Origin of the sequence: Mariniradius saccharolyticus AK6, assembly GCF_000330725.2 — a bacterium.
In the GTDB taxonomy this organism is placed as follows: Bacteria; Bacteroidota; Bacteroidia; order Cytophagales; family Cyclobacteriaceae; genus Mariniradius; species Mariniradius saccharolyticus.
In genome coordinates this window covers 85977-100589 of the sequence record NZ_AMZY02000023.1, presented here as the reverse complement: position 1 = coordinate 100589, position 14613 = coordinate 85977, and the positions used below count along the sequence as shown (strand labels likewise).

Annotated in this window: 14 protein-coding genes; 5 read left to right on the top strand and 9 right to left on the bottom strand. The window is 45.8% G+C overall.

Annotation, left to right across the window (positions count from 1 at the left end):
* On the top strand, positions 1-269 hold a 269-nt coding region (locus tag C943_RS22430; protein WP_211208904.1), incomplete at its 5' end, for a hypothetical protein.
* Positions 270-276: 7 nt separating this feature from the next.
* Here C943_RS22430 and C943_RS20265 read toward each other — a convergent pair.
* Both C943_RS20265 and C943_RS20260 read right to left on the bottom strand, forming a co-directional pair.
* The gene (locus tag C943_RS20265; protein ID WP_008631701.1) at positions 277-2682 is read right to left on the bottom strand and encodes a ribonucleoside-diphosphate reductase subunit alpha; all 2406 of its coding nucleotides are present in this window, start codon (positions 2680-2682) and stop codon (positions 277-279) included.
* A gap of 36 nt (positions 2683-2718) precedes the next feature.
* Entirely contained in the window at positions 2719-3699 is a 981-nt protein-coding gene (locus C943_RS20260) for a ribonucleotide-diphosphate reductase subunit beta (protein ID WP_008631700.1), read from the bottom strand.
* Positions 3700-4280: 581 nt separating this feature from the next.
* Here C943_RS20260 and rplU point away from each other — a divergent pair.
* The 4 genes from rplU (at position 4281) to C943_RS20240 (ending at position 8733) form a co-directional block, all read left to right on the top strand.
* Complete coding sequence (gene rplU / locus C943_RS20255; RefSeq protein WP_008631698.1) at positions 4281-4592, top strand: 50S ribosomal protein L21; 312 nt, start codon at positions 4281-4283, stop codon at positions 4590-4592.
* 32 nt (positions 4593-4624) lie between these two features.
* Entirely contained in the window at positions 4625-4885 is a 261-nt protein-coding gene (gene rpmA, locus C943_RS20250) for a 50S ribosomal protein L27 (protein WP_040481560.1), read from the top strand.
* A gap of 216 nt (positions 4886-5101) precedes the next feature.
* Positions 5102-8170: a WD40/YVTN/BNR-like repeat-containing protein gene (locus C943_RS20245; RefSeq protein ID WP_008631679.1), complete on the top strand. Its 3069-nt coding sequence runs from the start codon at positions 5102-5104 to the stop codon at positions 8168-8170.
* A 251-nt stretch (positions 8171-8421) separates the two neighbouring features.
* Positions 8422-8733, top strand: a complete 312-nt coding sequence (locus tag C943_RS20240; protein WP_008631677.1) for an HPF/RaiA family ribosome-associated protein — start codon at positions 8422-8424, stop codon at positions 8731-8733.
* A gap of 35 nt (positions 8734-8768) precedes the next feature.
* Here the strand turns inward: C943_RS20240 and C943_RS20235 are convergent, their stop codons facing one another.
* The 7 genes from C943_RS20235 to C943_RS20205 all read right to left on the bottom strand — a co-directional run bounded on the left by C943_RS20235 (position 8769) and on the right by C943_RS20205 (position 14581).
* Positions 8769-9398 carry a rhomboid family intramembrane serine protease gene (locus C943_RS20235; RefSeq protein ID WP_008631674.1) on the bottom strand — a complete coding sequence of 210 codons (630 nt, stop codon included), beginning with the start codon at positions 9396-9398 and terminating at the stop codon, positions 8769-8771.
* A 6-nt stretch (positions 9399-9404) separates the two neighbouring features.
* Positions 9405-10394, bottom strand: a complete 990-nt coding sequence (locus C943_RS20230; RefSeq protein ID WP_008631672.1) for a polyprenyl synthetase family protein — start codon at positions 10392-10394, stop codon at positions 9405-9407.
* Positions 10366-12558 carry a ribonuclease R gene (gene rnr / locus C943_RS20225; RefSeq protein ID WP_008631671.1) on the bottom strand — a complete coding sequence of 731 codons (2193 nt, stop codon included), beginning with the start codon at positions 12556-12558 and terminating at the stop codon, positions 10366-10368. Before rnr ends, C943_RS20230 begins: the two co-directional genes overlap by 29 nt.
* Before the next feature lie 6 nt (positions 12559-12564).
* Positions 12565-12966, bottom strand: coding sequence for a type II toxin-antitoxin system VapC family toxin (locus C943_RS20220; protein WP_040481582.1), 402 nt, complete (start codon positions 12964-12966; stop codon positions 12565-12567).
* Positions 12967-12968: 2 nt separating this feature from the next.
* Complete coding sequence (locus C943_RS20215; RefSeq protein ID WP_008631667.1) at positions 12969-13205, bottom strand: hypothetical protein; 237 nt, start codon at positions 13203-13205, stop codon at positions 12969-12971.
* A gap of 151 nt (positions 13206-13356) precedes the next feature.
* Complete coding sequence (locus tag C943_RS20210; protein ID WP_008631663.1) at positions 13357-14094, bottom strand: 3'-5' exonuclease; 738 nt, start codon at positions 14092-14094, stop codon at positions 13357-13359.
* Between the two features lie 85 nt (positions 14095-14179).
* Positions 14180-14581, bottom strand: coding sequence for a hypothetical protein (locus C943_RS20205; protein WP_008631661.1), 402 nt, complete (start codon positions 14579-14581; stop codon positions 14180-14182).
* Positions 14582-14613 lie beyond the last annotated feature (32 nt).

Sequence of the window (14613 nt, the reverse complement as noted above, 5' to 3'; positions counted from 1 at the left end):
AGCAATCTCTGCTGGCTTTTTGCTTTTTAGGCCTCCGTCAAAATCGCTTGAGAAACGGATTATTCCAGGAGCTATCAGTCTTTCAAATCGAAGCGAGTTGTGTACGGATTCTTAATTGTATGGAAATGGTTTGCAAAATTGAAAAGCTTGGGCGGAAGACTATCTTTCTTAAAAGTCAGGGCGCAGGTGATAGGCGATTCAGCATCCGCTCACTAAACAAAAAATCGCTTGAGAGCGTCAAGCGATTTTTTGTAAATCCAGTATTGTAGCGATTAATTAACTCCCACACATTTCACAATCTTCAGGATTGTCCAATGAGCAAGCTATCGCACCCTGTTTTTGGGATTTGGTCAAATCCATCGTTGGTGTTTGAGCCACAATAGTTTTATCGGGCTCCAATGCTGATTTGTCTACTGTAAACTGGATCGCAGCTGCAGCAGCCTGGGATCTCAAATAATACATTCCTGTCTTCAGCCCTTTTTTCCAAGCATAAAAATGCATGGATGTTAGTTTACCAAAGTTTGGATCCTGCATGAATACGTTCATACTTTGGGATTGACAGATATATGCCCCTCTATCAGCAGCCATGTCGATGATTACCCTTTGGGATAGCTCCCAAACAGTCTTGTAGATGTCTTTGATATTTTGCGGGATTCCGGGTATGTTTTGAACAGATCCATTTGCAGCGATCAGACGGTTTTTCATCGTGTCGTTCCAAAGCCCCAGTTTGATCAAATCCTTCATCAAATGCTTATTGACGACAATAAACTCTCCCGAAAGCGTACGTCTCGTATAGATGTTGGAAGTATATGGTTCGAAACATTCGTTGTTACCAAGAATCTGGGACGTGGATGCTGTAGGCATTGGAGCGACAAGAAGTGAATTTCTCAAGCCATGCTGAATAACATTCACTTTCAGTTCATCCCAATTCCATCTGCCAGACTTTGGAGTTACCCCCCACATATCAAATTGAAGGATTCCCTTGGATGCTGGTGAGCCTTCAAAGGTCTCGTAGGAACCTTGTGTCTTGGCCAATTCCATGGATGTTTCGACCGCAGCGTAGTAGATCGTCTCAAAAATATCCTCGTTCAATCCTTTTGCCTCAGCTGAATCAAACGGCATTCTCAACATGATAAACGCGTCTGCCAAACCTTGCACGCCTAGCCCAATTGGCCTATGCCTGAAGTTAGACCTGCGGGCTTCTTCGACAGGATAGTAGTTGATATCGATTACTTTGTTGAGGTTTCGAGTCGCAACTTTCGTTATCTCATACAACTTATTGTGATCAAAGAACAACTTGCCGTCTGGGCCTTCAGTAACAAACTTTGGCAATGCGATTGAAGCGAGGTTACAAACCGCCACTTCATCAGGGGCTGTGTATTCAATAATTTCGGTACAGAGGTTAGAAGACTTGATTGTTCCGAGATTCTGTTGGTTGGACTTCTTGTTGGCCGAGTCCTTATAAAGCATGTATGGTGTTCCAGTCTCGATTTGGGATTCCAAAATCTCAAACCAAAGTTCTTGGGCTTTTACTACTTCCCTCGCCCGGCCTTCCTTCTCATATTTTTCATACAGCCTTTCAAATTCTTCCCCATGGCAATCTGCCAATCCCGGAGCTTCATTTGGACAAAACAGCGACCATTCGTCATTTTGCTCCACCCGTTTCATGAATAAGTCTGGGATCCACATGGCATAGAACAGATCTCTAGCCCGCATTTCTTCTTTCCCGTGGTTTCTTTTCAATTCAAGAAAATCCTTAACGTCCGCATGCCATGGCTCTAGGTAAATAGCAAAGCTTCCCTTTCTCTTGCCGCCTCCTTGGTCCACGTAGCGAGCAGTCATGTCAAAATTTCTGAGCATTGGAACGATACCGTTTGAAACTCCATTTGTTCCTCGGATATAGCTTCCTTTTGCCCGGATATTGTGGATAGAAAGCCCTATGCCGCCGGCGGATTGTGAAATCTTGGCGCACTGCTTCAAGGTGTCATAAATGCCATCGATGCTGTCATCTTTCATCGTTAACAAGAAGCAGGACGACAATTGTGCCTTGGGAGTCCCTGCATTGAAGAGCGTTGGGGTGGCGTGCGTAAACCATTTTTGGGAGAGCAAATGGTAGGTTTCTATAGCAGAATCAATATCCTCTTTGTGGATGCCTACTGCGACGCGCATCAGCATGTGCTGTGGACGCTCGACCACTTTGCCATCCAATTTGATCAGGTAACTTTTTTCCAAGGTTTTGAATCCAAAGTAATCGTAGTCAAAATCCCTTGTGTAATCGATTGCCTCATCCAATTTGGCTGCGTGGTTTTTCACTACTCCATAAACGTCGGGGGCGATCAATGCCGCATTTTCCCCCGTTTTTGGGTTAATGTAGGTATACATCCTCTTCATGGTATTTGAAAAGGACTGTGATGTTGTCTTATGGAGATTGGAAATAGCGATGCGTGCCGCCAACACTGCATAATCCGGGTGTTTCACGGTCAAGGACGCGCAAACCTCAGCCGCCAAGTTATCCAATTCGGAGGTCGTTACTCCGTCATAAAGGCCGTCGATGACCTTTTTTGCAACTTCAATGGGATGGATGTATCGTGAATCCAAGCCATAGCAAAGGTTTTCGATCCTAGTCGTGATCTTGTCAAATCTTACCGATTCCCGGCGTCCGTCTCTTTTTATTACTAGCATGATTGAAGATTTTGGGTTGGTTTTGGTGGTTATAAATTAGAAGTCTTCGCCGATGCTGAATCGGTTGACTTCTACAGTTTCTTTTGATTTCATCACTCCAGCTTTCTGATAGTCACCCACTCGTTTTTCGAAGAAGTTGGTTTTCCCTTGCAGTGAAATCATATCCATAAAATCAAACGGATTGGTGGAGTTCCATACCTTAGCACAGTCTAGTTCGACCAAAAGTCTGTCAGCAACGAACTCAATATACTGGCACATCAAGTCAGAATTCATACCAATAAGCTTCACAGGCAGTGCGTCCGTCACAAATTCCTTTTCGATTGCCACCGCATCCATGATGATTCGAGTGACAGTTTCTTTTGGCAAGTGGTTGACGACGTGCTTGGTGTATAGATGGCAAGCAAAGTCACAGTGCAACCCCTCGTCCCTGGAAATTAGCTCGTTCGAGAAAGTCAATCCCGGCATGAGGCCCCGCTTCTTCAGCCAGAAAATCGAGCAGAAAGAGCCAGAGAAAAAAATACCCTCTACCGCAGCAAATGCAATCAATCTCTCTTGGAAGTTCCCGTTGTCAATCCACCTCAAAGCCCACTCTGCCTTCTTTTTGATGCAGTCGATGTGCTCTATAGCGTGGAGTAGCCTATCCCTTTCCACAGCGTCTTTGATATAGGTATCGATCAAGAGGCTGTAGGTTTCGGAATGGATGTTTTCCATGGCTATTTGGAATCCATAAAAGAATTTAGCCTCTGTATATTGTACCTCTGCCACAAAGTGTTCTGCGAGGTTTTCATTTACGATCCCATCGCTAGCAGCAAAAAACGCCAATACATGGGAAATGAAGTGACGCTCTCCGTCGTTGAGGTTTTTCCAGTCACGCAAATCCTGGCTCAGGTCTATCTCTTCAGCCGTCCAGAAACTCGCCTCTGCCTTCTTATAAAATTTCCATATGTCATCGTGCTGGATTGGGAATAAAACAAATCTGTCTTTGTTTTCTTGGAGAATAGGTTCTACGTGTTGCATTGCTTTTACTTGTTTGGTAAATCTTTGATTTTTCGAATCAAAAGGTCTCTAACATTCTCTGGTAAGTACTGGAAAGAAAAGGCCGTCTTTTTCAGAACAGCCTCGTACAAATATGGTCAACAAATACCAGAAATAAAACTGCAAATTGTGCGAAATGATTCGTTTTTTGACCCATGGTCAAATATTTTATAAAAATCTGTATTTAAGTATATTAAGTATATTTAAATAAAGTTTAACTTAAATCAAAAATGCTCTAAATCAGGTATAAATTTTTTTTTGAGGTTAGAAAACTTTTTTTCAGCGATATTTTCGATTTATATTTTTGAACATTGGTCAATTCGATAATTTGTTTTGCTCATGATGTGATTTCATCCTCAATCGCATGCGGTAGCCTTGGAAATTCCTCATTTTCCTTGGGTAATTTCGTGGGCTGGCTTTGTCGACCTGATTATAAAACAAGAGGATAGCGCCGGTTTGGCTTGACGGATTGCAGGACTGAATTTACTTGCGAAACTGGTTTTTGATTTCACCAAACAATTGTTATATTTGCACCTCAATTTCCTAATGCATCTCATTTATATATGTACGCAATTGTAAACATCGCTGGAACGCAGTTCAAAGTAACAAAAGATCAGCAACTCTATGCACCAAAAATGCAAGGTGAAGCTGGCGCGTCCGTGGAATTTGATCAGGTATTGTTGGCAGACGACAATGGCACTGTATCAATAGGGGCACCAACTATCGCAGGTGCCAAGGTATCCGGGAAAATCCTGGATCACGTAAAAGGTGACAAAGTAATCGTCTTCAAAAAGAAAAGGAGAAAAGGTTACAAGAAGAAAAACGGTCACAGACAGCAGTTCACCAAAATTTTGATCGAAAACATCACAATCTAAGGTTTCACAGGAAATCATAAACGAATAATACTATGGCTCACAAAAAAGGTGTAGGTAGTTCCAAGAACGGTAGAGAATCACATTCCAAAAGACTTGGCGTAAAGATATTCGGTGGACAGGATGTAGTTGCCGGTAATATCATTGTAAGACAACGAGGTACAAAGCACCACCCGGGAGAAAACGTTGGGATCGGAAAAGATCACACGCTTTTTGCTTTGGTTGATGGCAAGGTGGCTTTCAAGAAAAAATATGATGGCAAATCTTACATCAGCGTACTGCCATCTGAAGCATAATTAGCATTCGCTAAAAAAAGTAAAAAGGCTTCCCCAACGGGAGGCCTTTTCTTTTTTGTGTCAGTTGATTTGAAGAATTGTAGAATTTGGGTACCCAAGCCGCGATAACTAGGTAATCGCGGCCGATTTGGTTATTTTTTCGCCAACAGTAATTTTTTTTATGGGAATCATTATCTCTTGGACTAAATTGAAGTCCACTTAACTCGAAAATCTGCTATGTATAAAACCTTTAGAAATATCCTGCTCATAGGATTTTTGTTGGCATTTGGATTTCAATATGAAACCCAAGGGCAATCATATGATGAGAAACTCTACGACGCTGTCCAATGGCGTTCAATCGGTCCACACAGGGGGGGACGGTCTGCCACCGCAGTCGGTGTGGCCTCTGAAAAAAACACCTTCTATTTCGGCGCTACGGGAGGCGGAGTCTGGAAAACAACCGATGGCGGCAAAACTTGGGAGAACGTTTCGGATGGATTTTTCGGAGGTTCCATTGGTGCCGTTGCCGTTTCGGATTCCGATCCAAACATCCTATATGTCGGTGGCGGTGAGAAGACAGTCAGGGGCAATGTTTCCTACGGATATGGTTTCTGGAAAAGTGCCGATGCCGGAAAAACCTGGATCCATTTGGGAATGGAAGAGACACGATTTGTTTCAAGAATCCGCATTCATCCGACAAATCCTGATATTGTGTATGCCGCCGTTCTGGGGGATATTTTCAAGCCTACCGAAATGAGGGGCGTGTATAAGTCAGTCGATGGGGGAAAGACTTGGGACAAAACGCTTTTCGTAAGCCCGACAGCAGGTGCCGTGGATTTGGTGATAGATCCGAAAAATCCGCTTGTGATGTTTGCGACTACTTGGGAGGTCAAACGCACGCCGTATAGTTTGGAAAGCGGCGGCCCAGGTTCCAAAATGTTTAAAAGCACGGATGGTGGCGAGAATTGGACTGATATTTCCACAAACAAAGGCTTGCCATCCGGTCTTTTGGGAATTATCGGCGTCACGATCTCCCCAGTCAATTCCAACCGTATTTGGGCAATCATTGAGAACTTGGACGGTGGCGTATTTCGTTCGGATGACGGCGGTGCCACTTGGGAAAAAACCAACGATGACCGAAACCTCAGGCAGCGGGCTTGGTACTATAGCAGAATTTATGCTGACACCAAAAATGACAGTACTGTTTACGTCCTTAATGTCAGCTATCACAAATCCACAGATGGCGGCAAAACCTTCAAAAGCGCCAATGCCCCCCACGGTGACCACCACGACCTTTGGATAGATCCAAATGACAACATGCGCATGGTCATGGCCGACGATGGTGGCGCACAGGTTTCTTTTGATGGGGGGATATCGTGGACTACTTATTTTAACCAACCCACGGCGCAGTTTTACCGCGTGACGACTGACAACCATTTTCCCTACAGAATCTATGGAGCACAGCAGGACAATTCAACCCTCCGCATCAGCCATCGCAATGAAGGGAGTGGAATCACGGAAGAAGATTGGGAAGAAAGTGCCGGCAGCGAGTCAGGATGGCTGGCCGTGGATCCTTTGGACAATGATATCGTCTATGGGGGCAACTATGGTGGACTTCTCCAAATGCTCAACCACCGAACCGGTGCCGCGCGCAACGTAAACGTATATCCCGACAACCCCATGGGTCACGGTGCTGAGGGAATGAAGTATAGGTTTCAATGGAACTTCCCGATCTTTTTCTCGCCACACAATCCGAAAGTCCTGTATACCACCTCCAATCAGTTCCACAGATCTACGAATGGAGGCCAGTCATGGGAGACCTTTAGCCCTGATTTGACTAGAAATGCAAAGGACAAGCTAGGACCTTCTGGAGGACCGATTACAAAAGACAACACTTCCGTCGAATACTATTCCACGATTTTTGCGGCGACCGAATCACCGGTACAGCAGGGAGTTCTCTGGGCCGGTTCCGACGATGGTCTAGTGCACGTGTCCAAAGACAATGGAAAAACTTGGGAAAATGTCACACCAAAGGACTTGCCTGAATGGACGCAAGTGAATAGCATGGAAGGTCATCCATTTGAGGCAGGAGGATTATACTTTGCAGCGACTGCCTACAAAAATGGGGATTTTGCACCTTATCTATTCAAGACCACCGATTACGGAAAGACTTGGACAAAAATCGTCAGGGGAATCGACGCCCAGCATTTCACAAGGGTAGTGCGCGCTGATCCTGTGAAAAGAGGGATTCTTTATGCAGGGACGGAGACTGGCATGTACATTTCCTTCAATGACGGGGCAGATTGGAAACCCTTCCAGTTGAATCTGCCGATCGTGCCGATCACGGATTTGGCAATCAAACAAAACAACCTTATCGCCGCCACACAGGGCAGGAGTTTTTGGATCATCGACGACTTGACAGTTATCCATCAGTTGAATGACCAGATTGCCGCAAAGCCTTTCCACCTCTATAAGCCACAGGACTCTTACCGTATCGACGGCGTGAAGAGAGAATCCAAAACTGCAGGAACCAATCGACCGGGCGGAGTTTTGGTGTATTTTCATTTGCAAGATTCCGCCAAGGAAGAGCTGCGGATCGAGTTTCTCGACAAGGCAGGTAATCTCATCCGGGAGTTTTCCTCCAAAGGCATCGAAAAGGACACTTTGAAATACAAGCTTGGCGCTAATGAATTTAACTGGAACCTGAGAGTACCGGACGCAAAGGGCTTTGAAGGAATGATCATGTGGTCAGGTCCGCTTAGGGGACCGAAAGTCGTGCCGGGGGAATACATAGTGAAACTTACTGTAGACGGAAAGTACGAACAACAAAGCTTCAAAGTGTTACCAGACTTGAGGTATGAGGCAAGCCAAGAAGACCTACAGGCCCAATACGATTTCTTGTTGCAGGTCCGGGACAAATTGACCGAGACGCATGAGGCCATCATTTCCATCCGTCAGTATCGGGATAAACTGAATGCGCTTGCGACCGAAAAGCCGGGACAAAGGCGTCGGATCGAACCTATCGTCAAGAGCATTACCGCGATCGAACAGGAGCTTTACCAAACCCAAAACCGAAGCGGTCAAGATCCGCTGAATTTCCCTATCAGGCTCAACAATAAGTTGGCGCATTTGAATGTGATTGTCGGGACGGGCGAATGGCGTCCAACCGATGGCGCCGAGGCGGTGAGGGTCGAAATCACAAGACAGATCGACGTCCAATTGGCCAAGTTCAGGGATATCGAGAAAAATCAAATTTCGAAGCTCTTGGATATCAATGACCTGAGTCAGCCGATTTCCAAAAAATAGAAAAATCCCCGGTCGCAGGATCGGGGATTTATTGTTCCAATGAGTTTCTGCGAATTAAAATTGGGCCAATCCCATAACCTTACCAATCTCAATATGGATATTGGGAAACTCAAATTCGACATTTGTCATATTTTTAAAATGACTCTTTTAACATTTATTTGGAGAATATTCAATTGAGAAAATCAAATCGGAACTATATTTAAAAACATTTTCATTATCGTTTGACCAAAGTAACCTAAAAGTATTGTACTATGAATTACACGGAAAATTACAAAGGAATCAAAATAGATGTGCAAGCCCCGCAGGTGGATCTGCCCGACGGTGTGCAGGCTCAAATAAGGAAGGCCATTGACAAGCTTTCGAGGTTTACCAACAGCATCAATGCCATTGATTTGTATTTCAATATTTCGGGAACCGGAAAAACAGCGGAAAGAATTCTTGGAATGCGGGTCGGAGTTCCTGGTCCGGATGTTTTTTCCGAGGAAAGAGGGAAAGACCGCTGGAACACGATGCTGCGTGCCGTGACCGACAAGAATATCAGACAGCTCCAAAAAGACAAATAAATTATTGGAAGCCGCTCAATGGAAGAAACTTCAGGTCAAAAAAGCCTGAAGTTTTTTATTTGCTCCACAAACTGGAGCGCCGTTTGGGGTGCCAAAATCAAAATCGCCACAATCCCAAAAAGCGCCCCAAACAAGTGCGCGTCATGGTTGATGCCATCGTTTCCTTTTTTCGACTGCACGATCGAATAGATCAAAAACAGGCCTCCCAATGCAAAACCGGGAAGGCAAATAATCCCGAATAGGCAGATGTCAGAGAGTGGCATTAGCAAGATGCTACCAAAGACAGTCGCCGCCACGCCGCCTGATGCGCCCAATGCCCGGTAATATCCGTGCTCCCGGTGCTTGAAATAGGTTGGGATATCTGCCATCACGACGGCACCAAAGAAAAACCCAAGAAACCCGAGTATTCCCAAGCTCGGTCCAAATTGGTACAAGAAAAACCGCTCGATGATCCCGCCAAAGAAATAGAGCGTAAACATGTTGAAAAACAAGTGCGTGGAATCCTTGTGGATTAGACCTGAAAGTACAAACCTGTCCCACTGATTGGATTGGTGGATTTTCTTGGGAATGAACATCCACCGTTCCATCATGGCAGGGCGTTGCCACGCGAGATAGGAAGTCAATGCGGTGAAAATGATCAGGACAATGGTAGCCGATAAATCCATAAGATGCTATTTTTCCCGATTGGCCAGGTCCTGGGTCAGTTGAAGCAAAAGTGCCTTCATCTTTGGATTCGGTACTTGAAGGCTGGAGAATTGGCCAAATCCTTTTTCAAAGTATTGATGCATTTTGGCTTCCGTAAGTTCACGGATACCCAAAGCATCATAGATTTTGGTTACCGCCGCGACTTTTTTTTCCTTGTCAAATTCCTTCGCATCGATCCACCTTTTCAAATCTTCTTGCTTTTCTCCGGTAGCGAGTTCTTTTGCTTTGATCAGCAAAAAGGTCTTCTTGTTGGAAATAATGTCTCCACCGACCTGTTTGCCAAATTTCGCCTGATCCGCATATACGTCAAGCAGATCGTCTTTGAGCTGAAAACCGATTCCAATGTTGACGCCAAATTCATAGAGTCGGCCGGCATCTGCATCGGGTGCACCTGCGAGGATTGCGCCATATTGCAGCGCAAATCCCAGCAAAACTGCGGTTTTCAACCTAATCATATCGATGTAGGCTTCCTCAGAGACCGAATCCCGGCTTTCAAAGTTCATGTCGTGCTGTTGCCCTTCGCAGACTTCCGCAGCGGTTTTGTTAAAGAGTCGCATGACACTTGGGAGCTTTTCTTTCTCCACTTCCAACAGCATATCATAAGCTTTCACCAGCATGACATCGCCCGATAGAATGGCAATGTTTGGATTCCATTTTTCATGAACGGTAGCCTTTCCTCGTCGCAGCGGGGCATTGTCCATGATGTCGTCGTGCATCAGCGTGAAGTTGTGGAAAACCTCCACAGCCGCCGCCGGTGTGAGGATTTTTTCGTAGTCATCACGATAAAGTGAATAAGCCAACAGCGTCAACAGTGGGCGGATGCGCTTGCCACCCAGGTTCATGATGTAGGATATCGGCTCGTAAAGCTCTATGGGTGATTGTCCGTACTGATAAGTTTGGATATGTTTTTCGAAATCCCCGAGGATCTTATCTACGCTTTCTTTGTTTGGGTCCATTATCTGCAAATTCCAGGTCTATGGTTCTTCTATCAATATCCGTGTTAACTACCCGGACGGATACTTTGTCGCCCAAAGTGATCATTTTTTTGGTTTTGGAGCCAATCAGGCGCATGTTTTTTTCATCGAAATCGTAGTAATCGTCATTCATGTCGGCCACACGGACCAGTCCTTCGCATTTGGTTTCGGTGATTTCCACATACACGCCCCATTCGGTCACACCGCTGACGATGCCATCATAGTCTTTCTCTTCGGCCAATGACATGTATTCGACTTGCTTGTACTTGATGGAGGCGCGTTCGGCGTCTGCGGCTCGTTTTTCCCGTTCTGAGGAATGCACGCATTTTTCCTCCCATGGATCCGGGTCGGGCGATTTTCCATTGTCCAGATAATGCTGCAAAAGTCGGTGCACCATCATGTCGGGATACCTTCTGATGGGAGAGGTGAAATGGGTGTAATGCGCAAACGCAAGTCCAAAGTGCCCTTTAGCCTCGGTGGTGTACTTAGCCTTCGCCATGCTGCGGATCGCCAGTTGCTCGAGGACGTTTTGCTCGGGTTTGCCGACGATTTCATCCATCAGTTGGTTGAGTGCCTTGGAAATCTTGGCTCCCTCGGAGATTTTGAGGTCATGCCCGAATTTTTTGGCAAAGGTCGCGAAAGTCTCCAAACGCTGCAGATCCGGGAAATCGTGGATACGGTACACGAAGGTATCCTTGCCTTTATCCTTATTGTAGATAAATTCCGCCACGGTCCGGTTGGCCAACAGCATAAATTCCTCAATGAGCTTGTGGATGTCTTTTCTCTCCTTGACCATCAGGCCCAGGGGCTTTCCCTTTTCATCCAATTTGAATTTGACTTCCACGGTCTCAAAGTTAACCGCACCCTTATCAAACCTGCGTTTGCGGAGTTTTTTGGCTAGATCGTTGAGAATGGTGAGTTCTTGGTAAAAATCACCGCTTTGGTTGTCGATATTCTCTTGGCCTTCTTCATAGGCAAACCGGCGATTTGAATGGGTCACCGTCCGGCCAATCCAATGCTTGACCACGTCCGCATTTTCGTCCATTTCAAACACGCAGGAAAAGGTCAACTTGTCCTCGTTGGGACGCAGGGAGCAAAGTCCGTTGCTTAGCCTTTCTGGCAGCATCGGGATTGTCCTGTCTACCAAATACACCGAGGTCGCCCGATCAAAGGCCTCTTTCTCCAATTGGGTCTTGGGCTTGACATAGTAGGTGACGTCGGCAATGTGCACGCCGATTTCATAATTGCCATTGGGCAGGACCTGATAGGAGATCGCATCGTCGAAGTCCTTCGCATCCACGGGGTCAATGGTGAACGTGGGGACATCCCGCATATCGCGACGGCTTTGGATTTCCTGCTGCGGGATGGCTTCCGGGATGGCATTTGCTTCTTCCTCTGGACCGCTGGGGTACTCAAAAGGCAGACCAAACTCAGCCATGATGGAGTGGATCTCGACTTCGTGCTCGCCTGCTTTTCCCAAAACACGGATGACTTTACCCGTTGGGTTTTTGTCATCCTCCCGCCATTCGCTGAGCTTGACGACGACTTTTTGGTTGTGTTCGGCACCCTTCAAATCGCCCCGATGGACAAAAATGTCGTGGTGCATTTTCTTGAAATCCGGGACTACAAAGGCATAGCGAGGGGAAATTTCCACCCTGCCTACAAATTCATCGCGGACACGGCTGACGATTTCCAGGACTTTACCTTCGATTCTTCCGCTAGAACCTTTGGTCGGATACACCATGATTCTGACCCGGTCGCCATCAAGCGCATGCTTGAGATCGGCTTCCTTGATCATGATATCCTCCTCGATGCCATGCTTCGGGTCGGGCTTGATAAAGGCAAACCGCGGGTTGACATAGTCCACTTCGCCTTCGATAAACTCAGGTTCTTTGATCGAGGCAAAATAGTTCCTCGGACTTTTTGAAATGGACCCTGCCGCGGCCAGCTTGTGCATCGTCGGTTCGACGGCACCTTTGGCGACTGAATCCCGAATTTCGAGTTTTTTGATGATTTGTTTGGCGTTGAACTCCTGTCCAAAATGGTTGTCGAGGAAGCTCATGATTTTTCTGGCCAATTGGGCGGTATCCACCACTTTCCCTCCTTGTTTTCCTTTTTTACCGCCTCTGTCTGATTTTCTACCCATAGTAGTTTATTTCCAATTGTTTGTTTGCAGGCCTTCGATATGTCTGAAATGGCCCAAGTTGTTTGTAATCAATTCTAAATTGTGTTGGATCGCGATGCCTGCGATGAGGATATCAACCTCGCCTATTGAAATTCCTTTGCGCTTGAGTTCCGCATAAATCCTCGAGGAAATTTTGATGGATTCTCTCGAGGCTGGTAAAATCTCGCACTTGGAAAGGAAATCATCGAATTTTTCGATCCTTTTTGTGGCATTGCGATAATACAAACCACGGAGAATCTCAAAAATTGTCAGTTCCGCGATTGTGAGGCGACGATGTGCGGAAATGTAAAGCGCTACCGCTTGCGATGTGTTCTCATCATCATCGAAAAAATTCAACAACGTGTCTGTGTCCAAAATCGCCTTTTCCAAATTCAACTGTTCTTTGATCCTTCAAGTCGTATTTGCGGCAGTCTTGTCGTAAGATCTAGCTTAAAATCCTCATCCATGTCCTTTAAAAAACCCCTGAATGACATGATGTTTTCGATATTGGAATGCTCCTTTTCCAACGCATTGATTATCGACTCCAACGTAGCCAAATCCTTTTCACTCCACTTTTCCAGTCTGTGGCTGATGCGATTTTTGATCTCCTCGGCTGTGTTTTCTTTCATCACTTTAAGGATTTTTGATAAAGTTAAGAAAAACCATGGGCATCCTGATACGGCTTCCAATAACTTAATCTGTAATTAAATTTTGGGCAGAAAAGTTCATTTACCCAGTATTCAGCCATTGGTCCAAACTCGAATTCCGGTTTGGAAAGCCTCATTCCTCCTGCTTATCCGTATCGACCCATACCAGTTCCGACACATTTTGGTAGGCTTGCATGGCGAGGTAAATCTGCGCCGTTACCCATACGTCCCGCAGGCAATACTTCCGTATCGTCTCTACATCGCCTTTGAGATAATAGGTTTCATTGACTTGGCTGCCGTCGATTCCTTCCTTGGAGGTCGGTATGTCGAAGATCGCTGCCAGCAGTTCGAGCCGCGTATAGTGCTTATAGTCCCCAAAGCGCCACAGCTCCATGGTATCCAAATGCCGAATTTCCCAGGGCTTTTTGCCTGCGATCTGAAGGGGTTCGGGCAGGGGGATCTTGTTGACAAGCAGCCGGCGGCAGAGGTAGGGAAAGTCAAACTCCTTGCCGTTGTGGGCGCAGAGTGTCCATTTCTTCTTGGACAACAAAGCTGCAAATCCTGCCAATGTTTCCTGTTCGCTGTCTTCGCTAAAGCTCTTGGTCCTGAATTCGACTTTGTCTGAGTTGGGGTCGATATGGAAATAGCCCACACCGATACAGATCACTTTTCCGAATTCGGCATAGATGCCGGCTTTCTGGAAGAATAAATCCCCTGCTTGGTGTTCGGACTCGGGTCCCAGGATATGTTTTTCCTTTTTGGTCCATTCTTCCTGTAGGCGCTCAGGCAATTGCCCAAAATCCGCTTCCAAAGAAGCAGTCTCAATATCCAAAAAGAGGATGTCTTTCCATTCTGGTAGAAATTTATTCATATCTCAAGGTATATATGGATGCTGCGCAAGCTCATTTCTTCCCTTAAGATAGGTGTTTTCGTTGATGAAACAAAAATGAATAGTTTTACCTGTGCAGCACCCCTTCCAAACCCAAATCCGGTATAAAGCTGATGTTGGCAGGGTTCATGCTGCCCTCTGTAAAAATGAATTTCTTGTCAAAAATTTGGTCCAGGATGTAGTAGCTCACCCAAAATTCATTGTGAAGTGCAAACAGCGCTGGGTCAATCGGCTCGATCTTGGCGATGGATTGCGGCCCCAATTCCTTGATCATATGGCGAAGTACGGAGGTTTTCCTTTGCTCTCCGCCGATAAAACCATAGCCCTTGGAAGTGATCATCACGGTATTGAGTTCGATCAAGTTGTGGTTGATGATATAGACTGCCCACTCTGTTTGACCCTCGATTACTTCCTTGGCGATTGCCAATTTGACCCCAGCAACGGGGTGGAATTCAATGTCTTTTTTCATTTTTTAGACTTGAGACAATAGACGTTAGATAT

Excerpts from the sequence above, each read along its gene's own strand:
- C943_RS20265 (WP_008631701.1), bottom strand. The coding sequence starts at position 2,682 with ATGCTAGTAATAAAAAGAGACGGACGCCGGGAATCGGTAAGATTTGAC.
- C943_RS20260 (WP_008631700.1), bottom strand. The coding sequence starts at position 3,699 with ATGCAACACGTAGAACCTATTCTCCAAGAAAACAAAGACAGATTTGTT.
- rplU (WP_008631698.1), top strand. The coding sequence starts at position 4,281 with ATGTACGCAATTGTAAACATCGCTGGAACGCAGTTCAAAGTAACAAAA.
- rpmA (WP_040481560.1), top strand. The coding sequence starts at position 4,625 with ATGGCTCACAAAAAAGGTGTAGGTAGTTCCAAGAACGGTAGAGAATCA.
- C943_RS20245 (WP_008631679.1), top strand. The coding sequence starts at position 5,102 with ATGTATAAAACCTTTAGAAATATCCTGCTCATAGGATTTTTGTTGGCA.
- C943_RS20240 (WP_008631677.1), top strand. The coding sequence starts at position 8,422 with ATGAATTACACGGAAAATTACAAAGGAATCAAAATAGATGTGCAAGCC.
- C943_RS20235 (WP_008631674.1), bottom strand. The coding sequence starts at position 9,398 with ATGGATTTATCGGCTACCATTGTCCTGATCATTTTCACCGCATTGACT.
- C943_RS20230 (WP_008631672.1), bottom strand. The coding sequence starts at position 10,394 with ATGGACCCAAACAAAGAAAGCGTAGATAAGATCCTCGGGGATTTCGAA.
- rnr (WP_008631671.1), bottom strand. The coding sequence starts at position 12,558 with ATGGGTAGAAAATCAGACAGAGGCGGTAAAAAAGGAAAACAAGGAGGG.
- C943_RS20215 (WP_008631667.1), bottom strand. The coding sequence starts at position 13,205 with ATGAAAGAAAACACAGCCGAGGAGATCAAAAATCGCATCAGCCACAGA.
- C943_RS20210 (WP_008631663.1), bottom strand. The coding sequence starts at position 14,094 with ATGAATAAATTTCTACCAGAATGGAAAGACATCCTCTTTTTGGATATT.
- C943_RS20205 (WP_008631661.1), bottom strand. The coding sequence starts at position 14,581 with ATGAAAAAAGACATTGAATTCCACCCCGTTGCTGGGGTCAAATTGGCA.